19 protein-coding genes are annotated in these 19,888 nt (G+C 40.3%); all 19 read right to left on the bottom strand.

Annotation, left to right across the window (positions count from 1 at the left end):
* Positions 1-72 precede the first annotated feature (72 nt).
* The 19 genes from lysA to KGF34_RS02800 all read right to left on the bottom strand — a co-directional run bounded on the left by lysA (position 73) and on the right by KGF34_RS02800 (position 19,883).
* The gene (gene lysA, locus KGF34_RS02890) at positions 73-1,371 is read right to left on the bottom strand and encodes a diaminopimelate decarboxylase (RefSeq protein WP_022234940.1); all 1,299 of its coding nucleotides are present in this window, start codon (positions 1,369-1,371) and stop codon (positions 73-75) included.
* A 36-nt stretch (positions 1,372-1,407) separates the two neighbouring features.
* A complete protein-coding gene (gene yihA / locus KGF34_RS02885; RefSeq protein WP_249377394.1) occupies positions 1,408-1,998 on the bottom strand; it encodes a ribosome biogenesis GTP-binding protein YihA/YsxC in 591 nt (196 codons plus the stop codon).
* Between the two features lie 11 nt (positions 1,999-2,009).
* On the bottom strand, positions 2,010-4,412 hold the full coding sequence (lon, locus tag KGF34_RS02880) for an endopeptidase La (protein WP_252559742.1): 2,403 nt from the start codon (positions 4,410-4,412) through the stop codon (positions 2,010-2,012).
* Positions 4,413-4,509: 97 nt separating this feature from the next.
* The gene (clpX, locus tag KGF34_RS02875) at positions 4,510-5,838 is read right to left on the bottom strand and encodes an ATP-dependent Clp protease ATP-binding subunit ClpX (RefSeq protein WP_186934778.1); all 1,329 of its coding nucleotides are present in this window, start codon (positions 5,836-5,838) and stop codon (positions 4,510-4,512) included.
* A 15-nt stretch (positions 5,839-5,853) separates the two neighbouring features.
* Complete coding sequence (gene clpP, locus KGF34_RS02870; protein WP_252559741.1) at positions 5,854-6,435, bottom strand: ATP-dependent Clp endopeptidase proteolytic subunit ClpP; 582 nt, start codon at positions 6,433-6,435, stop codon at positions 5,854-5,856.
* 60 nt (positions 6,436-6,495) lie between these two features.
* Positions 6,496-7,773, bottom strand: a complete 1,278-nt coding sequence (gene tig, locus KGF34_RS02865) for a trigger factor (RefSeq protein ID WP_186934779.1) — start codon at positions 7,771-7,773, stop codon at positions 6,496-6,498.
* A gap of 107 nt (positions 7,774-7,880) precedes the next feature.
* Entirely contained in the window at positions 7,881-8,570 is a 690-nt protein-coding gene (locus KGF34_RS02860; RefSeq protein WP_252559740.1) for a metallophosphoesterase, read from the bottom strand.
* Positions 8,570-10,078, bottom strand: a complete 1,509-nt coding sequence (gene thrC / locus KGF34_RS02855) for a threonine synthase (RefSeq protein ID WP_252559739.1) — start codon at positions 10,076-10,078, stop codon at positions 8,570-8,572. Before thrC ends, KGF34_RS02860 begins: the two co-directional genes overlap by 1 nt.
* A gap of 55 nt (positions 10,079-10,133) precedes the next feature.
* Positions 10,134-11,051 (bottom strand): membrane dipeptidase, encoded by a 918-nt coding sequence (locus tag KGF34_RS02850; protein WP_252559738.1) that lies wholly within the window; start codon positions 11,049-11,051, stop codon positions 10,134-10,136.
* The gene (locus KGF34_RS02845) at positions 11,038-11,427 is read right to left on the bottom strand and encodes a YraN family protein (protein ID WP_022234931.1); all 390 of its coding nucleotides are present in this window, start codon (positions 11,425-11,427) and stop codon (positions 11,038-11,040) included. The genes KGF34_RS02850 and KGF34_RS02845 overlap by 14 nt, the downstream gene beginning before the upstream one ends.
* Positions 11,428-11,429: 2 nt before the next feature.
* The gene (locus KGF34_RS02840) at positions 11,430-12,029 is read right to left on the bottom strand and encodes a ribonuclease HII (RefSeq protein WP_252559737.1); all 600 of its coding nucleotides are present in this window, start codon (positions 12,027-12,029) and stop codon (positions 11,430-11,432) included.
* A gap of 11 nt (positions 12,030-12,040) precedes the next feature.
* On the bottom strand, positions 12,041-12,910 hold the full coding sequence (ylqF, locus tag KGF34_RS02835) for a ribosome biogenesis GTPase YlqF (RefSeq protein ID WP_022234929.1): 870 nt from the start codon (positions 12,908-12,910) through the stop codon (positions 12,041-12,043).
* A 33-nt stretch (positions 12,911-12,943) separates the two neighbouring features.
* Positions 12,944-13,519, bottom strand: a complete 576-nt coding sequence (gene lepB, locus KGF34_RS02830; RefSeq protein ID WP_252559736.1) for a signal peptidase I — start codon at positions 13,517-13,519, stop codon at positions 12,944-12,946.
* A gap of 77 nt (positions 13,520-13,596) precedes the next feature.
* Positions 13,597-14,298 carry a signal peptidase I gene (gene lepB, locus KGF34_RS02825; RefSeq protein ID WP_195410238.1) on the bottom strand — a complete coding sequence of 234 codons (702 nt, stop codon included), beginning with the start codon at positions 14,296-14,298 and terminating at the stop codon, positions 13,597-13,599.
* 69 nt (positions 14,299-14,367) lie between these two features.
* Positions 14,368-14,715, bottom strand: a complete 348-nt coding sequence (gene rplS / locus KGF34_RS02820; RefSeq protein WP_022234926.1) for a 50S ribosomal protein L19 — start codon at positions 14,713-14,715, stop codon at positions 14,368-14,370.
* Between the two features lie 176 nt (positions 14,716-14,891).
* Complete coding sequence (locus KGF34_RS02815) at positions 14,892-15,809, bottom strand: RluA family pseudouridine synthase (protein WP_252559735.1); 918 nt, start codon at positions 15,807-15,809, stop codon at positions 14,892-14,894.
* The gene (gene lspA / locus KGF34_RS02810) at positions 15,796-16,272 is read right to left on the bottom strand and encodes a signal peptidase II (protein ID WP_249376829.1); all 477 of its coding nucleotides are present in this window, start codon (positions 16,270-16,272) and stop codon (positions 15,796-15,798) included. Before lspA ends, KGF34_RS02815 begins: the two co-directional genes overlap by 14 nt.
* Before the next feature lie 69 nt (positions 16,273-16,341).
* Positions 16,342-19,107: an isoleucine--tRNA ligase gene (gene ileS / locus KGF34_RS02805; protein ID WP_252559734.1), complete on the bottom strand. Its 2,766-nt coding sequence runs from the start codon at positions 19,105-19,107 to the stop codon at positions 16,342-16,344.
* A gap of 56 nt (positions 19,108-19,163) precedes the next feature.
* Positions 19,164-19,883 (bottom strand): DivIVA domain-containing protein, encoded by a 720-nt coding sequence (locus tag KGF34_RS02800; protein ID WP_252559733.1) that lies wholly within the window; start codon positions 19,881-19,883, stop codon positions 19,164-19,166.
* Between the last annotated feature and the right edge of the window lie 5 nt (positions 19,884-19,888).

The following is a 19,888-nucleotide window of genomic DNA, read 5'->3' as shown; positions in this document are numbered from 1 at the left end:
TGATTGTCGACGGTTCGTTGCACAATAAAACAGGTCACTTCCGATTTTTCAAAAGTGACCTTTAATTTTTTATCAAATATCGTTTCTTACGATATCTTCGTAGCTTTCTCTCTTAACAATAACTCTTGACTTGCCGTTGTTTACCATAACAATAGCAGGACGAGGGATTCTGTTGTAGTTAGATGCCATTGAGTAGTTATATGCACCTGTTGAAAGAACAGCAAGTGTATCGCCTACTGTAACAGGAGCTACCTGTGTGTGTTCCTGTACAAGGTCGCCGCTTTCGCAGCACTTACCTGCAACGGTAACGGTCTGTGTAGCCTCTTTGTCTGCGTGGCTTGCGTTTACTACTGTGTAATCAGACTGATAAAGCGCATATCTGATGTTGTCGGTCATACCGCCGTCAACAGATACATAGGTTCTGATGTCAGGGATTTCTTTGATACCGCCGACGGTGTAAAGCGTAATACCTGCCTCACCGACGATTGAACGACCCGGCTCAATGAAAATATAAGGTACAGGCACATTGTGTTCCGCAGCCTTTGCTTTTACGGCAACAGATACTTTTTCCATATAATTCTCATAAGGAACAGGCTCGTCGCTGTTTACATACATAATGCCAAAGCCTCCGCCGAGGTTTAAGTTGCTGATTGTAACACCAAGCTCATCTTTGATTTTACCGATGAAGTCCATCATAATTTCTGCAGCTGTAACGAATGGGTCAATATCAAAAATCTGTGAACCGATGTGGCAGTGAAGTTCTGCAAGGTTTACATTTTCATATTCAAGTGCCTTTTTAACAGCCTCAAAAGCCTCGCCTGTTTCAAGTGCAAAGCCGAACTTTGAGTCAATCTGACCTGTTCTGATAAAGTTATGTGTGTGAGCGTCAACACCAGGCTTGATTCTGAATGAAATCTTTGCCTTTTTACCGAGTTTGCCTGCAATTTCATTTAAAAGCTCAAGCTCGTAAAGGTTGTCGACTACAAATGTGCCGACGCCTGCGTTAAGTGCAAATTCAATTTCAGCGGCAGTTTTATTGTTGCCGTGAAAATGGGTTTTCTCCATAGGAAAACCTGCCTGCTGTGCTGTATAAATCTCGCCACCCGATACTACATCAAGTCCGAGATGCTCTTCGTTTGCAATTCTGCAAAGCTCCTTACAGCTAAGCGCCTTGCTGGCATAAAGCGGCATACCGTTGCCGTTGTAGAACTTTTTGAAAGACTCAACATATGAACGGCAGGTCGTTCTGATTGTGTTTTCGTCAAGCACATAAAGCGGAGTGCCGTACTCCTTTGCAAGCTCAACTGTGTCGCAACCGCCGATTGTAAGATGTCCTTTTTCGTTAATGTTTAAGCAATCATTTACAAACATTCTCTCATACCTCCTGATATTTACTTGCGCAGCCTTTTATTCGGTCTGCAAAATATGTGACTCTATAAGAGCCTTTATTTCCTCTTTGCCATATCCGTCCTGTGCCGAAAACTCTATCATAGGTAAATCTTCGATTGTGCTGAAAATATCCTGATAGTATTCAAGCTGTAGTTTCTGGTTTGTTTTGTTCAGCTTGTCACGCTTTGTAAGCACTACAGCAAATGGGTAATTACTTCTGTAAAGAAAGTCCACCATCTCAAGGTCGTCATCTGTAGGAGGATGGCGCATATCGAGAATTTGGATAATCAATTTTATATTTCTTTCCTGTGCAAAATATCCCTCTACAAGTTCAGCCCAGCGTTTCTTTTCGTTTTTGGAAACCTTTGCGTAGCCGTAACCTGGCAGGTCAACCATACGAAATTCTCTTAATTTATAGAAGTTTATGGTCGCTGTTTTACCCGGTTGGGCGCTGACTCTTGCGAGTGCTTTTCTCTGCACAAGTTTATTTATAAGAGATGACTTTCCGACATTTGAATGTCCTGAAAAAACAATTTCGGGCATATCAGATTTTGGCAGTTGTTCTTTTGTGCCGGCGGCAAATTCAAATTGTACTTCGTTAAAATTCATTTACCTCACCCCTACTGTCTGATGTTTTCCGATTTGGTAGTTACCGTATTATCGGCAACTGCGTTCCATTGCTTTTCTGAAATTACAGGTACATCGACTATTGCAATCGGGACTACCTGCGAGAAACTTGTAACAGGAATAAAACTTACTTTTTCCTTTACAACAGGGTCTATTTCCTCAAGGTCTGCTTCATTTTCCTTTGGAATGATAACGGTTTTAATGCCAGATTTATATGCAGCCATACTCTTTTCTTTTAAGCCGCCTATCGGCATTACATTGCCTCGTAGGGTAATTTCACCTGTCATTGCAACATCACGCTTTACGGGCTTTCCTGTTAAAGCTGAATAAATAGCGGTTGCCATTGTAATACCCGCCGAAGGACCGTCCTTTGGTACAGCACCCTCGGGAGCGTGAATGTGAATATCTTTATTTTTATAGAACTGCGGATTAATTCCGAGTGAATTTGCGTGACTTCTTATGCAAGTAACGGCAGCCTTTGCCGACTCCTGCATAACATCGCCGAGAGAACCCGTAAGCTCAAGTTTGCCCGTGCCCTCCATAACAGCAACTTCAATCGGTAAAAGTTCACCGCCGACGCTTGTCCAAGCAAGTCCGTTTACAGTGCCGATTTCGTCCTTTGACGGCAATTTATCGGTTGTAAATTTCTTGTGTCCGAGCATTGCAAGAATTTCTTTGTCTGTAATTTTAAAAGTTTCCTGTTCGTCTTCAAGTTTTTTAACTGCGCATTTACGGAGCACATTTCCGATTAATCTTTCAAGAGTACGAACGCCCGCCTCTCTTGTATAAAAATCAATTAGGAAATACAGCGCCGATTGAGTAAATTTAACCTCTTTAGCGGTAAATCCGCACTTTTCAAGCTGCTTTGGAACAAGGTGCTTTTTAGCAATGTTAAATTTTTCTTCTCTTGTATAGCTGTCAAGCTCAATGATTTCCATTCTGTCACGCAACGGTGCAGGAATTTGTGATACATCATTGGCTGTTGTAATGAACATTACATTAGACAAATCAAAAGGAATATCAATATAATGGTCAACAAACTTGTTGTTCTGTTCCGAATCGAGGACTTCAAGCAAAGCGGATGTAGGGTCACCTTTGTAATCGCTGGCAAGTTTGTCGATTTCGTCAAGAATAAGAACAGGATTGTTTGAACCTGCATTCTGAATGGCAGTCATAATTCTGCCCGGAATAGAGCCGATGTAAGTTCTTCTGTGACCTCTGATTTCTGCCTCGTCACGCACGCCGCCGAGGGCAATTCTTTGGCTCTTTCTGCCGATAGCCTTTGCAATTGACTGTGCAATCGAGGTTTTGCCGACACCCGGAGGGCCTGCAAAACAGATAATCTGACCGTCCTGCGAACCTCTCAATTTTGTAACGGCAAGCTGCTCAATGATTCTTTCCTTGATTTTAGCAAGTCCGAAGTGAGATTTATCAAGTTCTTTTCTTAACTTGGTAACGGAAATTTTATCTTTGGTAGCTGTGTTCCACGGAAGGTCAAGCACTGTGTCAAGATAAGTCCTGATTACAGACGCCTCCTGACTTCCGTAAGGCATACGCATAAGTTTTTTGCACTCCTTGATAAGCGCATTTTCTGATTCCTCGGCAAGACCTAAAGCATATATTCTTTCAGCATATGCCTCCGCCTCGGCAGACGGATTATCGTCCTCGCCAAGTTCTTCCTCAATAATCTTCTTCTGTTCTCTAAGAAAATAATCTCGCTGATTATCTTCGATTCTATCTCTTGCTTTCTGAACAATATCCTTTTCGATTGAAAGAATATAAGTTTCATTTATAAGAATGTCAAGCAACATATCCAGTCGCTCGGTTTGGTCAAGTTCTTCAAGAATGGTCTGCTTTGCCTGATAATCAAGAACAATGTTGTCAGCTATGTAGTCTGCAAGCTCGCCGCAAGACTTACAAGAGGCAACTTTAAATATAATATCATTCGGAACTCGAGGAGCTACCTTGACATAGTTTTCAAATTCCAATCTGACAGCACGCATCAAACCGAGTTGTTCGGAGGTGTGCTTGAATTTTTTATCAGGATAAGGCTCAACTTCGGCCATAAGACAATTTTTATCGAATACAGGAGTTACAATTCCGGCTCTGAATTTGCCCTCAATAACAACTCTTGTTGAGTTGTCGGGCTGTTTGATTACTTGAACTATTTTTGCAACTACGCCTGTTGAGTAGCATTTTGTAATATCCGGGTCGTTTTCGGCAGCGTCTTTCTGTGTAACAAGAAAAATAAGCTGATCGTTTTTCATAGCGGCATTTATAGCACTGATGCTCTTCTTTCTTCCCACATCAAAATGAATGAGCGCTTTCGGAAAAACAACAAGTCCTCTGAGCGGCAGAACGGGCAAAAGTATTAAATTATCGTTTCTATCGTCCATTTTCTATCCTCCCATCACAATTTATTTCACAATTAAATCTAATCAAAAAAAGCTGTATTGTTTTTTCGGCAATACAGCTTTAATTATTTACAATACTTTAAGAAGCTGTGCTTCGTTTTTGACGCTTCTTTGCATCTTGTTTTAAGTTTATCGAAACAGCCGCCTTATCTTCGTTTCTGAGAAGTTCAGGCTCACTGCCCTCGGTTACAACCTTTTCTGTGATTGTTACTCTTTCAATAGTCGGATCGGACGGAATTTCAAACATAAGGTTTGTGAGTATTCCCTCCATAATTCCTCTTAGTCCTCTTGCACCTGTTCTCTGTTCCTGCGCTTTTTTGGCAACTGCCTTTAAAGCCTCATCTTCAAATACAAGTTCAACATTGTCAAGCTCAAAGAGTTTTTTATACTGCTGAACAATTGAATTTTTAGGAACTGTAAGGATTTGCACAAGAGCGTCGGTATCAAGACCGCTTAGAGCTGTAATAACGGGAAGTCTGCCGATAAGCTCCGGAATTATGCCGTACTTAACAAGATCGTGTGCAGTAACATCTTTCATCCAATAGGTTTCGTCAAGCTCTTTTTTATCCTGAATAAATGACTCAAAGCCGATTACGGAAGAACCCTTGCGCTTTGTAACAATCTTTTCAAGACCGTCAAAAGCACCGCCGCAGATAAACAGAATATTCTTTGTGTTTATCTGTAAAAATTCCTGTTGCGGATGTTTTCTGCCGCCCTGCGGAGGCACATTGGAAACAGTACCCTCAATAATTTTGAGCAATGCCTGCTGAACACCCTCACCGCTTACATCACGGGTGATAGACGGATTTTCCGATTTACGGGCAATTTTGTCTATTTCATCAATGTAAATAATGCCTCGCTCTGCTTTTTCTATGTCGAAATCAGCAGCCTGAATAAGCTTTAATAAGATGTTCTCTACATCTTCGCCGACATAGCCAGCCTCCGTAAGTGTGGTGGCATCTGCAATGGCAAACGGAACATCAAGTGCTTTTGCAAGAGTTTGAGCAAGCAAAGTTTTACCTACGCCTGTCGGGCCGAGCAAAAGAACATTACTTTTTGAAAAATCAACATCGGTTTCGTTTGAAAACACTCTCTTGTAGTGGTTATAAACAGCAACACTGAGCGTAACTTTTGCGGCATCCTGACCGATTACATATTCATCAAGAATTTCCTTGATTTCCTTAGGCTTAAGGAGCTTTGGAATAGAAACGGTATCATCTTTTTTAGCAAGCTCTGCGTCAACCGCTGTGTTCTCGAGTTCTTCTGTCTGCTCAAGAATATTCATACATAAATCAACGCACTGGTCGCAAATATACACGCCGTTGCCTGCAATCAGACGGCCAACCAATTCCTGTGGCTTTCCGCAAAAAGAGCAGTATATTTCTTTTTCGTTGTTTTTGTTTGCCATTAAGATTTCCTCACCTTATCTTTTTTCAATAACCTTATCGATAAGACCGTATTCAAGAGCCTGCTGAGCAGTCATAAAGTTATCTCTGTTAGTATCTCTTGAGATTACATCAATCGGCTGTCCTGTATTATCAGCAAGAATCTGATTAAGACGCTGTTTCATATCAAGAATGTGTCTTGTATGAATTTCCATATCTGTAGCCTGACCTTGTGCACCGCCTGACGGTTGGTGAATCATAATGTCACTGTTTGGAAGAGCAAGACGCTTGCCCTTTGCGCCTGCTGCAAGGAGGAATGCACCCATACTTGCTGCCATACCCATACAAATAGTGGAAACATCACATTTGATGTAATTCATTGTATCAAATATTGCAAATCCATCTGTAACACTGCCACCGGGGCTGTTGATATAAAGGCAAATATCCTTTGTAGGATCCTGGCTCTCAAGGTAGAGTAGCTGTGCTACTACTACACTTGCACTTGCACTGTTCACTTCTTCTGTGAGCATAACGATTCTGTCATTAAGAAGTCTTGAATAGATGTCGTATGAGCGTTCGCCACGGCTTGTCTGTTCAAGTACATATGGTACTAATGCCATTTGATCAAAACCTTTCATTATAGTAAATAGTAATTAACAAAAACAGGTTAATTATTCAAATTATTTAATAACTACACTGTCCTTTACCATATTAAGAGCCTTTTCAGCCTTAACATCAAGTGTAAGTGTTTCGGCAGGAACTGCACCCTTAACTGTTTCAACATCTACCTTGTAAGCTTCTGCCATCTTGTTGTAAGCCTCGTCAAGGTCAGCGTCTGTTACTTCAATATTCTCTTTCTTAGCGATTGTTTCAAGAGCAAGTCTTAACTGAACTCTCTTCTTAGCCTCGTCGGCATACATCTTCTTTAAGCCGTCAAGGTCAATACCCATATACTGGAGGTATGTGTTCATATCAATACCCTGTGAACGGATTCTCATCTCGAAATCTCTAACCATTTCGTTTACCTGGTTGTCATACATAGCCTGTGGGATTTCGCCCTCAAGAAGTTCGATAAGTTTTTCGGCAATCTGATTGTCCTTATCCTTTTCAGCTTCATCCTCAAGACGGGCAGCGATTGTTTCTTTAAGCTCATCTCTGTATTCTGCTACAGTTTCTTTCTCTGAAACATCCTTTACAAACTCATCGTCAACTTCAGGGAGTTCCTTAGCCTTAATCTCGTGAAGCTTAATCTTGAACTCTGCGTCCTTACCTGCGAGCTCTTCAGCCTGATACTCTTCAGGGAACTTAACATTGATAGAGAACTCTTCATCAGTGCTGTGACCGATAATCTGCTCCTCAAAGCCCGGGATAAAGTTGCCTGAACCGATTGTAAGGTTGTAGTTTTCAGCCTTACCGCCGTCAAATGCAACGCCGTCAACAAAGCCTTCAAAGTCGATAACTGCGATGTCGCCGTTAGCAACAGGTCTGTCCTCAACTGTTACCATTCTTGAGTTACGGTCACGAACCTTCTCAATTTCTTCGTCAATAAGCTCGTCTGTAACTTCTGTTGACTTCTTTGTTACTTCAAAGCCAAGGTAGTTGTTGATTTCCATATCAGGCTCAACAACGATGTTTGCCTTGAAAGTAAAGCCGTTCTCAACCTCTGTAACTTCGATAGATTCAACAGCAACAATCTTTACGCCTGCCTCTTCTGCTGCGTTGTAAAGAGCCTCAGGATAGCAATCCTGCATAGCGTCATCATAGAATACTTCTTTGCCGTACATTTTCTCAATAATGTGGCGTGGAGCTTTGCCCTTTCTAAAACCGGGAATGTTAATTTTCTTAACTTCCTTCTTGTAAACTGTGTTAAGTGCTTTTTCAAAAGTTTCTCCGTCAACTGTAACAACTAACTCGTATGAATTAGCCTGCTCAAGTTTTTTACTTTCTTTTAATGCCATTTTTTAAAATCCTCCAAATTTGATTTTTTATACAAATATAATCAGTATCAGTTCATTATAACACAAAAATTCAGTTTTGCCAATACTCAAAAGCAAATTTATGCTTATTATCGTACCAAAATCGGCATAAATGCGAGTCGGTCGCAAGAGATCAGCTTAAAATTTATACCTTTATAATCACCCTCAACGGCATACCGCATATTTGATTTGCCGTGAATGTGTCCGTAATAGCATCTTTTTATATTGTGTTTTAATAATACATTCATAATTTCGCTGCATTCGGTGTTGCAGTAGACAGGCGGATAGTGCAGAAAAACCACAGGCTCAAGCCCTGTTTTTTCCGCCTCTGAAATCGACATTTCAAGTCTGCCTACTTCACGGTTAAGTACCTTTACATCAGCGTCAGACTCATTTTCGAGAAACCATCCTCTTGTACCGCAAATTGCTTTATTGTCGCAAACATAAGTGTTGTTAAAAAGGATATTTATCGAATTAAGTTTGTTATTGTCGAGGAACTTTTCGATTTTACTTTTGGTTCCCCACCAATAATCGTGATTGCCCTTGAGAAAAATTTTCTTGCCGGGCAAATCATCAATATATTTAAAATCAGTATATGTTTGTTCAAGCTTCATTGCCCAGGAAATATCACCTGCAATCATAACCGTATCATCATCGGTAACAAGTGTATTCCAATTTTTTGTAAGCCTTTCGACATAGTTGTCCCAGCCCGCAAAAATATCCATCGGCTTATCTTCGCCGAGTGACAAATGAAGGTCAGCTATCGCAAATAAACTCATTATTTGATGTTAAGTGCATCAAGAACATACTGAGGCATTGAATTTACCTCTGTAACATCTGAAAAACGAGCCTTTTTGTCCTTAAGTGCTGCAAGAGGTGCAGGCACAGGAGCATTTGAAACCTCGAATAGCTTTTCAACCATATCAAATTCATTTTCAGGAAGGTCTGTGCCGTCTGAAACAGCCTCAAGAACAGCCTTAGAGAACTTGTATGGGCTTGCTGTCGATGCGATAACAGACGGAGTTGTGTCGCCTGTCTGCTCAACATACTGCTCATATACATTAACGGCAACCGCTGTGTGAGTATCGCAGAGGTATTTATCTGTGTCGAACAAAGCCTTGATTGTAGCTTTTGTCTGCTCATCGTCGCAGAAACCGCCGAAGAATTTAGATGTGATTTCAGCCTTGATTTCGTCGGAAACCTCGTACTTGCCTACAGTCTTGAGAGCAGTCATAAGCTCTTTTGTAGTATCGGCATTGTTGCCCGAAAGCTTGTAAAGAAGTCTTTCAAGGTTGCTTGATACGAGAATATCCATTGATGGTGAAATTGTTGTGTAGAAATGTCTGTTTTTGTCATAAACACCTGTCTTGATAAAATCAGAAAGAACATTGTTTGAGTTTGACGCACAGATAAATTTGTTGATTGGGAGTCCCATAATACTTGCGTAATATGATGCAAGGATATTACCGAAGTTACCGGTCGGAACTACAACATTAATCTTATCTCCCATAGCAATTTTGCCTGCATTAACGAGATCGCAATATGCTGAAATATAGTAAACAATCTGTGGAAGAAGTCTGCCCCAGTTAATTGAGTTTGCAGAGCTGAAAAGCATATTGTTAGCCTCAAGCTTTGCGGAAATTTCAGGAGTAGTAAAGATTTTCTTAACACCTGTCTGTGCGTCGTCAAAGTTACCCTTAATAGCGCAAACTGTAACATTGTTGCCTTCCTGAGTATTCATCTGGTGCTTCTGCATTGGACTTACACCGTCAACAGGATAGAAAACGATAATTTTTGTATGGTCAACATCTTTAAAGCCTTCAAGAGCAGCCTTACCTGTGTCGCCCGATGTGGCAACAAGAATTACTGCATCTTTGCCGTCGTATGTCTTTTTAAGTGATTTTGTAAGAAAATGAGGAAGAATCTGGAGTGCCATATCCTTAAAAGCACAAGTCGGACCGTGCCAAAGTTCAAGAATATTAAGTTCCTTGCCGTTGAGCTTTGCGTAAGCCAAAGGAGCAGGATTGTCACTGCCGAACTTCTCTTTTGTGTAGGCATTTTCAACACAATCGTTGATTTCTTCTTCTGTAAAATCAGAAAGAAAATCAGCGAAAACTTTTTTTGCTCTGCCCTTGTAATCAAGCTTTAAAAGCTCATTAAATGTTTCTGCGGAATATTTAGGAAATTCCTGTGGCACAAAAAGTCCGCCATCCTTAGAAATACCCTGGGCAATTGCCTGAGCGGCCGATACAACTTCGGCTGCATTTTGAGTACTGTTATACAACATATAAATCTTCCTTTCAGAGTTGCTTTACACAAAGTACATTTTACTACATAATTTATCAAATGTCAAAGTTTTCAAAGAAATTAACTGCATTTTCATAAAAAATTTTATCAATTATGGCTTCTTGATAGTTTTTTTGCAGAAAAAGATTATAAATTTCATTTAGATTTCTGTTATTTCTGATGTCATACGGCAAGATTCCACCGTCAAAATCACTTCCAAGGCATACATAATCTTCTCCGCCGAGCGACAAAAAATGCTCTGCGTGCTTTAGAATATCATCAATGCAGGCTTTTTCGGGTTCGTTATTGAGAAACGCATTATGAAAATTAAGTCCTATAATTCCGCCGTTTTTAAATATGATTTTTGCCTGTTCGTCTGTAAGATTTCTTTTGTGCGCAGTAACCGCTCTTGCGTTTGAATGGGTGGCTATAAACGGTTTTTCTGCGATTTCGCACACATCATAAAAAAGTTTATCGCTTGCGTGTGATACATCAATGACAATACCTTGATTTTCAAGTTCACATACCGCTTTTTTGCCAAACTCCGTTATGCCTGTCGGGTGCTCTGCCATTGCGCCGTCACCGATACAGTTTGTATCGTTCCAAGTAAGGGTTGCTGTTTTTATGTTGCTGTCGGCAAGGTATTTTATATATGAAATATCATTGTCGATTATTTTGCAGTTTTCAAGTGTAAACATTGCAAGTTTGTTTTTTGTTGAATTATTAATTTCTTTAAAAGAATCAACAAGATTTATATTGTTGATTTTACATTCTTTCGTAAGTGTAATTTTGGCTTTTTCAAACAGTGCTCTGCCCTGTTTTATGCTTAAATCATCGGGAATCCATACCGCAAAGCACTGCAAATATTTTTCAAAATCCACATCTGTCTGAACTTCATAGTCGGAACAGGAAAAGCCGTGGCTCATAGTCACGGCTTTGTAAAGTGTATCACAATGTAAATCAAATACTTTCATAAGAAGCTCCTTCAAAAGCATTTTCAATATAGTTGATGTCAATTACTTTGCCGCTTTCTGGCTCGGTAAATACTTCGCTGACATCAAAGCGGAAATAAGCGTCAAGCTGTTTTTCGGCAATATACATTGCGGCGGTTTTTCTTATTCTTGAGATTTTCCTGCGGTCAACGGCCTCATACGGACGGGCAATAAAATTAGCCGCCCTTGTTTTTACTTCCGTAAATATAATATATTCGCCTTTTTGAGCAATTATATCAATCTCACCGCATTTTTGTCTGTAATTGCGTTCAAGAATTTTATAACCGTTTTTCTTTAGGTAACGCTCGGTAAATTTTTCGCCGATGTCGCCCTTTTGTTTTGTTGTAAATAACTTCATAATTATTTATACAGCTTTTTAAGAAAACTTTTGCGGTGGTACGGGCACGGGCCGTATTTAAGAATAGCCTCTCTGTGTGCCTTGGTTCCGTATCCTTTGTGTTTATCAAAACCGTACATGGGATATTCTTCGGCATACTTATATAAAAGTCTGTCTCTTGACACTTTTGCAAGGATAGATGCACAAGCAATCGACATAGATTTTGCATCACCTTTTACAATGCACTCGGCGTCAATGTCAATCGGCGGAATTTTATTTCCGTCAATCATTGCGTAGTCTGCCTTTATGTCAAGACCGTCAATTGCTCTGCGCATCGCAAGCATTGTTGCATTCAGTATATTGATTTCTTCGATTTCGTCAACCGTAGCGTAAGCTATTGAGTATGACAGCGCCTGTTCTCTTATAACATCAAACAAGGACTCACGCTTTTTCTCGCTTAATTTTTTTGAGTCGTTTACACCGTCAATAATCACACCCTCGGGCAATATAACGGCGGCGGCGCAGACGGGACCTGCGAGAGGGCCTCTGCCTGCCTCATCGACTCCGCAAACCGATTTATAACCTTTTGCAAGCGCCTCTTTTTCAAATTCAAGCCAATCCATTGTTTCACCTTTTATCTTTCGGGCATTTCAAGAGTGATTCTGCCGAGTTTTCCGCTTCTGAATTCATCAAGCAGCATAATTGCGGCTCTCTCTGTATCTATTTCTCCTCCGGAAATGAGCATACCTCTTTTTTTGCCGATTACATTAAGCAATTCGTATGAATCGATTGCGTCAAGGTCAATATCTTCAAGTTTAAATCTTGCAATAAAATCAGCGGGTTTCAAGCTGCGCAAAAAGTCAAGAAGTCGTACGGCGAGAAGCTCCGTATCGAGAATTTGGTCTTTTACAGCGCCTGTAAAAGCAAGTCTTTCGCCGACAATCTTATCGTCAAATTTAGGCCAAAGTACACCCGGAGTATCGAGCATTTCAATATTTTTTGCGATTGAATACCACTGATTGCCTCTTGTAACACCCGGTCTGTCCTCTACTTTTGCTCTGTTTTGCTTTGCTACTCTGTTAATGAATGAAGATTTACCGACATTCGGGATACCTACAATCATAATTCTAAGCATCGGGTTTACCATACCCTTTGCCTTAAGTCTTTCTCTGCGCTCGGAAAGCACATTGTTTACAGCAGGGGCAAATTTATTAAGTCCCTTACCGCTTTTGCAGTCAACCGCAATCGCTGTAATTCCCTGTGATGCATAGTAGTCTATCCATCTGCTTGTTGCGGTCTGATTAGCCATATCGCATTTATTCAAAAGCACAACCTTTGGTTTGTTCTGAATAAGTTTTTGTAAATCGGGATTTTTACTGCTTAAGGGTATTCTTGCGTCAAGAATTTCTGCCACTGCATCTACAAGTTTTAAACTTGCCTGAATCTGTCTTTTGGTTTTGGTCATATGACCCGGGAACCACTGTATATTTTGCATTTCGCTCATTTTATTTTATCAATCCTTATAGTTGTTTATAAATCAGTAAAGATATTTGAAATGGTCAAACGGATAAATCACAAATTGTGCCTTGCCGAGTATCATCGTTTTTGGAATAAGCTGAATACTGCCGCTTCTGCTGTCGAGTGATACGGAACGGTTATCACCCATTACGAACACATAGCCTTCGGGTATGGTGTCGGGAATATTCCAACCGACAGTCGGTCTTATTGTATCGGAGGCAACATATTCTTCGTCAAGTACAATTCCGTCAACTATAACTTTATTATTGTCATAGTCAATTTTTATTGTCTGTCCTTCGGTTGCGATAACTCGTTTTATAATGATTTTTCCGATTTGCTGGTCTGCGTCAACAGCCACAATATCTCCCACCTGCGGTGAGTAAAGAAAGTTTGTTAGTATTGCCCTGTCGCCGTCAAAAAGCGTGTCTTTCATAGATTCGCCGTCGATTGTGACATCTTTTATAAAAAATGTAAATACAACGCTTATAATTGCAAAAAGGAAAATAACCGTTTTGAAAATATCAAATATACAGTTAGGTAATTTTTCTTTGTTTATCTGTATTTTTGTTTTCGAGGTTTTGTTTTTAGATTTCATATATCCTCCAAAAAAATAAAAGCTTATTTCAATTATAAAACAGAAATAAGCTTTTATCAATAGGTCAAATAAAATTTTTAGTAAAGATATTTAAAGTCTGAAAACGGATAAACTACAAATTGAGCTTTTCCTATAACATTGTCTACGCTGATAAGACCGATTCTTGAGTCACGGCTGTCCATAGAAACTCCTCTGTTGTCGCCCATTACAAAAATCATACCGTCCGGAATAACCTCGGGGATTTCGTAATCTGCCTCAACATTACAGAATGTTGACACATCAAGATACGGTTCGTCAATTACAACACCGTCAACAAGGATTCTGTCGTTTTCATAATCAAGTTTGAGAGTCTGACCTGCGGTAGCAATAACACGCTTTACAATCGGTTCGGCGTACTCCTTACCGTGAGAAATTACTATGATGTCATTCGGCTTTGGAGTGTAATTAAAGTTGGTTACAATCAATTTATCACCGTTTTGCAGGGTTTCTACCATTGATGTACCTTTTACATCAACCAACCTGAAAAAGAAGTTAAGACAGAAAATAACTATTACTAGTGCAAATACAATTGATTTTACCCAATCGTAAAAGTTTGATGCGCCGCCGTCTGCCTTTGCCGCAACAAATTTGTTGCTCTTCTGCTTGTCTTTTTCGGGATTGCTGAAAGCAATGTAATCTCCGCTGTCCTCGACCTCAATATTCTGATTCTGTGTTTCGGCTGTTGTGTTTTCTACAACATTGTTTTCTGTTTCGTTAGTATTTGTTTTATTTTCGCTCAATTTATCCACCTGCTAACAATAAGTAAAGTAAAAAAGGGACTGTAAAAGTCCCTTTCCTTACATTTGAAATTACTTACGGATCTGCTCTTTAACCTTAGCAGCCTTACCAACTCTGTCACGGAGATAGTAGAGCTTGCTTCTGCGAACTTTACCATAACGAATTACCTGCACGTCCTTAACGTTCGGTGAATGGAGCGGGAACACTCTCTCAACACCTACGCCGTAAGCAACGCGTCTTACAGTAAATGTTTCAGCAACGCCACTGCCCTTTTTAGCAATAACTGTGCCCTCAAACATCTGAATTCTTTCTCTTTCGCCCTCACGGATGTTTACAGAAACCTTAACTGTGTCACCGACATTAAACTTTGGTGTGGTTTCCTTAACTGAACCGGCAGCAATAGCTTTTAATGCGTCCATTATAATTCCTCCTGTTTTTTCTGACATTCGTACCTTTTTAGTGCAGAGGAATGTCTGCTTCAAAATAACGGTTTTACCGCCATCTGAACCTCGTCATAGGTATGACGGTTTCAAATGCTTATATATATTACCACAAAAGAAAATAAATTGCAAGACTTTTTTAAGTTTATCGCAAATTATTTTGTTATTTTATCGAGCTTTTCAAGATAATTTCTGAAATATTCGGGCAGCTGCGATGTAAATTCAAGGTATTTGCCGCTCCTTGGATGAACAAAGCCGATTTTTCTTGCGTGCAGGCACTGACCTGTAAAATCAACTTTTTCGTTTTTAACCCCGTAAACCAAATCTCCCGATACAGGGTGACCGATGTACGCCATATGCACTCTTATCTGATGTGTTCGTCCCGTTTCAAGAATACATTTTATATGAGTGTAGCCCTTGTATCTTGCAATCACACGGTAATGTGTGACAGCGTGTTTGCTGTTTTTTTCGGTAACGCACATTTTTTTACGGTCATACTGACTTCTTCCTATCGGAGCATTCACCGTGCCCTCATCGTCTTTTAAATTGCCGTAAACAATTGCCTCGTATTCCCTTGTAAAAGAATGTTCCTTAATCTGCTCGGCAAGCGAAAAATGTGCAAAATCATTTTTCGCAACTATCAGAAGTCCGCTGGTATCTTTATCTATTCTGTGGACAATTCCGGGACGCATAACACCGTTTATGCCTGATAACGAATCTCCGCAATGATAGAGTAATGCGTTTACAAGTGTGCCGTCATAATTGCCTGCCGCAGGATGAACGACCATTCCTTTCGGCTTGTTTACAACAAGCAAATCGTTATCCTCGTAAATAATTTCCAAAGGAATATTCTCGGGTTTTGCCTCGTAAGGTACGGGATCGGGAATTTCGAGAGTAATTCTGTCGCCGCCTTTGAGCTTATAGTTTTTACCGACAGAATTTTCATTTACAAAAACTTTGCCCTGCTCAATAAGTTTGGCAGCCGCAGTTCTTGTGAGTGACGGTTCATTGTCGGCGATGTATTTGTCTATTCTTATGTTGCCGTTTTCGGCAACAAATTCAAGTTTTGTCATTTTTCAATTCCTTTTTACCGACTTCTGAAAAAAAGAGTACATAAACCATAAGCAAGACCGTACCGACCGTTATGCAGTAATCAGCAAAATTGCATACGGGCGGAAAGAATGAAAGACTGATGTAGTCAATAACATAGCCGTAAAAAATTCTGTCTATAAGATTGCCTATTCCGCCGCCGATAACAAGCGCAACAGAGGCATAAAAAAGTTTGCTCTTTGGTTTCTTTTTAAACATATAAATTAAGATTGCGGCAATAAGTGCAGTTGTAAGCACTACAAAAATCCATCTGTTGCCTGCAAAACTGCCGAAAGCCACACCGTTGTTTTCCACATAGGTAAAAGAAAGCAGATTGTCAATAACAGACACACTTCCTATTTCTTTGAGATTTGTGCTGACAAAGAACTTTATAATTTGGTCTGCTATTGCCAAAACTATTCCGACCGCAACGGCTATATAAGGCATAAAATTCCCCCATAAAGCTAAATCGGTGCAGCAATACTGTTACACCGATTTAGTATTAAATTTAATTGATTATTTTAAAATGTTGCAGCAACGCTTGCAAAGATGCGGATGTTCGCTGTCTGTACCTACAGTTTCGCTGATAATCCAACAACGCTCGCACTTTTCGCCTATTGCTTTATCAACGGCAATCTCAAGCTCGCCGTCATTTTCTGCGATTTCTACGGCAGATACGATGAATGCAGCCGCAAGTTCGGGTTCTGCTTTCTTAAGGAATTCAAGCTTTTCGCCGCTTGCCTTAAGAGTAACCTTAGCCTCAAGTGAGCTCTTGATAGTTTTATCTTTAATAAGAACTTCAAGTGACTTCTTTACATCGTCACGAAGCTGATGAATTTCGTCCCAGAATGACATAAAGTCGGCATCGGTTTCGATTTCAACCTGATTTGGCATCTCATTGAAAATAACATTTTCGGCATTCTCATTTGATGAATGAGGCATATATTTCCAAATTTCATCAGATGTATATGCAAGAATCGGGCTGATCATTCTTGTCATAGCGTTAAGAATGATATAGATTGCAGTCTGTGCAGCCTTTCTTGACTTGCTGTCGCTTTTTTCTGTATATAATCTGTCCTTGAGTACATCAAGGTAGAAGTTAGACATATCAATTACGCAGAAGTTTCTGATTGAATGATATACCTGGTGGAATTCGTAGTTATCATAAGCCTGCTTAACCTTTGCAATAAGCTCGTTAAGTTTTACGATTGCCCACTTATCCATAGGCATAAGCTCATTTACAGGAACAGAATCTGTATCAGGGTTAAAGTCATAAACATTACCGAGAATATAACGGGCAGTGTTTCTGATTTTTCTGTATGACTCTGAAATCTGCTTTAAAATTTCGTTAGAAATATGAACATCTGACTGATAGTCGGTTGATGAAACCCAAAGTCTTAATACATCAGCACCGTATTTTTCGGTAACATCCTGTGGACTGATACCGTTGCCGAGTGACTTACTCATCTTTCTCTTCTCTTCGTCAAGAATCATACCGTGAGTAAGAACAGCTTTATAAGGAGCAACACCCTCAGTTGCAACAGATGTAAGGAGTGATGATTGGAACCAACCTCTGTACTGGTCGTTACCCTCAAGGTAAAGGTCAGCAGGGAACCGGAGGTTATCACGCTTGCTTACAACGGCTGCGTGTGAAGAACCGCTGTCAAACCAAACATCCATAATATCCTTTTCTTTTTCAAACTCTGTGCAGCCGCACTTTTTACACTTTGTGCCCTCAGGTAAAATTTCTGCAGCTGTATGGCTGTACCATGCGTTTGAACCCTCTTTTTCAAACAAATCTGCAACAGCCATCATTGCGTCATTGTCAATGTGAGCCTCGCCACATTCTTTACAGAAGAAGATCGGAATAGGTACGCCCCATTTTCTCTGACGGGAAATACACCAGTCTTTTCTTTCCTTAACCATATTTGTAATTCTGTCATGGCCCCAAGCAGGAATCCACTTAACGCTGTCGATTGCCTCGCAAGCCTTATCTTTGAAGTCCTCAACAGAACAGAACCACTGGTCGGTAGCTCTGAAAAGGATAGGAGTTTTACATCTCCAACAGTGCGGATACTGGTGAATAATCTTCTTTAATGCAAAGAGGTAACCGTTTTCATCAAGATAAACGGCAATCTTTTTGTTTGCCTCATCAGTTGTAAGCCCCGCAAACTGACCTGCCTCTTCGGTAAGTACGCCGTTTGAGTCAACAGGGCAGATAGTAGGAATTTCAGGATAATTCTGGCAAACATTAAAGTCGTCAACACCGTGACCGGGAGCTGTGTGAACGCAGCCTGTACCGCTTTCAAGTGTTACATGATCACCGACAATAACAAGTGACTCTCTGTCAAGGAATGGGTGTGCTGTTTTGATATACTCAAGGTCGCTGCCCTTAACTGTGGCAACTACTTCGTAATCTGTAATTTCGGCAGCCTCAAAAGCTGATTTATAAAGCTCTGTAGCCATAACGAGGTATTCGTCACCTGTTTTGATGATTGAATACTCATATCTCGGGCCAACGCAGATAGCTACATTTGCAGGCAATGTCCAAGTTGTTGTTGTCCAAATTACGAACTTAACTTTTGACGGGTCAAGACCGAGATTTGAGAACACACCCTTGTCATCTGTTACTGTAAATTTTACATAAATTGAATGGCACGGATCTTCCGCATACTCAATTTCAGCCTCGGCAAGAGCTGTTTTACATTCAGGGCACCAATAAACAGGCTTTAATCCCTTGTAAATATAACCCTTTGTAGCCATTTTTGCAAACACTCTGATCTGCTCTGCTTCAAATTCGTGCTTAAGTGTGATATAAGGGTTGTCCCACTCACCGATTACACCGAGTCTTTTGAACTGTGTACGCTGATCGTTAATGTATCCTGTAACAAATTCTTCGCACATTTTACGAAGCTCAACGATAGAAATTTCCGCAGAGTTACCGATACCTGCTTTTTTTCTTGCTTTAAGCTCTGTCGGAAGACCGTGAGTATCCCAACCCGGAACATAAGGAGCTTTAAAGCCTGCCATATTTTTATAGCGAACGATAAAGTCCTTTAAGATTTTGTTTAATGCGTGGCCGAGGTGAATATCGCCGTTTGCATATGGAGGACCGTCGTGGAGTACAAATAACGGTTTGCCCTCGTTTACCTCCATAAGCTTTTCATATACCTTATTATCTTCCCATGCCTTAAGAGTTACAGGCTCGCTCTTAGGAAGACCAGCTCTCATAGGAAAGTCGGTTTTTGGAAGATTAAGTGTAGAATTATAATCCTGAGACATTGGTTACACTCTCCATAATTTAAATTTCGATTTCCGATTAATTTCCGATTATAAAATTATTCGGCAGAAACATCATAGTTGTCGCCAAACTTTAAGTGACCGAACTTTGGTGCTTTTTTTTCTGTATTTTTTTCGTTTGCAGCAGCGTTTGTCGAAGAAAGAATTTCGTCTACAGTTTTGTCAGAAACGGCAGCGGTTTCGGCATCAGCCTTTTTTACTTCAACTGCAGCCGGCTTGGCAGGCTGTACTGTTTCCTGCGGCTTTTCCTCTATAACAGGTGCTGTCGGATACTTTTCGTTGAGTTCCTGCTTAGCTGCCTCTAATTCGGCAGCTGTAGGAAGGTCGTTAATCATCTGAATGTGCTTTTTGTAAAGATCAATAAGCTCACCCTTAAGTTTTACAGCGTCTGACTGAAGAAGAAGGTAGTTTTCCTTCTCTGTTGCAGTCATTCTGTTTGTATCAACCAAAAGCTGCTGTGCCTTTGTTTCAGCCTCTCTTACAATCTTAGAAGCCTTTTCTTTAGCCTCTCTGATGCAAGCGTCAGATACTTTCTGTGATGCGAGAAGAGCGTTTCTGACTGTTTCTTCATCTGCACGATACTGTTCTACTCTTGTTGCGAGAACATCAATTTTATGTACAAGGTTAGTTTTCTCTTTCTTTAACTGTTCAAAAGCTACAATGACTTCATCAATAAATGCATCAACATCTTCTGCCATATAGCCCTGGCGGCCGGCTTTTCTGAAACTAACATTCTTAATTTCATCAATAGTAATCATTTAAA

This window comes from Ruminococcus sp. FMBCY1 (genome assembly GCF_023921805.1).
In the GTDB taxonomy this organism is placed as follows: Bacteria; Bacillota; Clostridia; order Oscillospirales; family Acutalibacteraceae; genus Ruminococcoides; species Ruminococcoides intestinale_A.
This window is presented reverse-complemented; position numbering and strand designations above follow the sequence as displayed.

Bases quoted from the DNA above. Each gene is read 5' to 3' on its own strand.
- KGF34_RS02860 (WP_252559740.1), bottom strand. From the start codon at position 8,570: ATGAGTTTATTTGCGATAGCTGACCTTCATTTGTCACTCGGCGAAGAT.
- ylqF (WP_022234929.1), bottom strand. From the start codon at position 12,910: ATGAGCGAAATGCAAAATATACAGTGGTTCCCGGGTCATATGACCAAA.
- clpX (WP_186934778.1), bottom strand. From the start codon at position 5,838: ATGGCAAACAAAAACAACGAAAAAGAAATATACTGCTCTTTTTGCGGA.
- clpP (WP_252559741.1), bottom strand. From the start codon at position 6,435: ATGGCATTAGTACCATATGTACTTGAACAGACAAGCCGTGGCGAACGC.
- KGF34_RS02840 (WP_252559737.1), bottom strand. From the start codon at position 12,029: ATGGATTGGCTTGAATTTGAAAAAGAGGCGCTTGCAAAAGGTTATAAA.
- thrC (WP_252559739.1), bottom strand. From the start codon at position 10,078: ATGTTGTATAACAGTACTCAAAATGCAGCCGAAGTTGTATCGGCCGCT.
- KGF34_RS02850 (WP_252559738.1), bottom strand. From the start codon at position 11,051: ATGAAAGTATTTGATTTACATTGTGATACACTTTACAAAGCCGTGACT.
- KGF34_RS02800 (WP_252559733.1), bottom strand. From the start codon at position 19,883: ATGATTACTATTGATGAAATTAAGAATGTTAGTTTCAGAAAAGCCGGC.
- lspA (WP_249376829.1), bottom strand. From the start codon at position 16,272: ATGCCTTATATAGCCGTTGCGGTCGGAATAGTTTTGGCAATAGCAGAC.
- KGF34_RS02845 (WP_022234931.1), bottom strand. From the start codon at position 11,427: ATGAAGTTATTTACAACAAAACAAAAGGGCGACATCGGCGAAAAATTT.
- lysA (WP_022234940.1), bottom strand. From the start codon at position 1,371: ATGTTTGTAAATGATTGCTTAAACATTAACGAAAAAGGACATCTTACA.
- rplS (WP_022234926.1), bottom strand. From the start codon at position 14,715: ATGGACGCATTAAAAGCTATTGCTGCCGGTTCAGTTAAGGAAACCACA.
- yihA (WP_249377394.1), bottom strand. From the start codon at position 1,998: ATGAATTTTAACGAAGTACAATTTGAATTTGCCGCCGGCACAAAAGAA.
- lon (WP_252559742.1), bottom strand. From the start codon at position 4,412: ATGGACGATAGAAACGATAATTTAATACTTTTGCCCGTTCTGCCGCTC.
- lepB (WP_252559736.1), bottom strand. From the start codon at position 13,519: ATGAAATCTAAAAACAAAACCTCGAAAACAAAAATACAGATAAACAAA.
- tig (WP_186934779.1), bottom strand. From the start codon at position 7,773: ATGGCATTAAAAGAAAGTAAAAAACTTGAGCAGGCTAATTCATACGAG.
- ileS (WP_252559734.1), bottom strand. From the start codon at position 19,107: ATGTCTCAGGATTATAATTCTACACTTAATCTTCCAAAAACCGACTTT.
- KGF34_RS02815 (WP_252559735.1), bottom strand. From the start codon at position 15,809: ATGACAAAACTTGAATTTGTTGCCGAAAACGGCAACATAAGAATAGAC.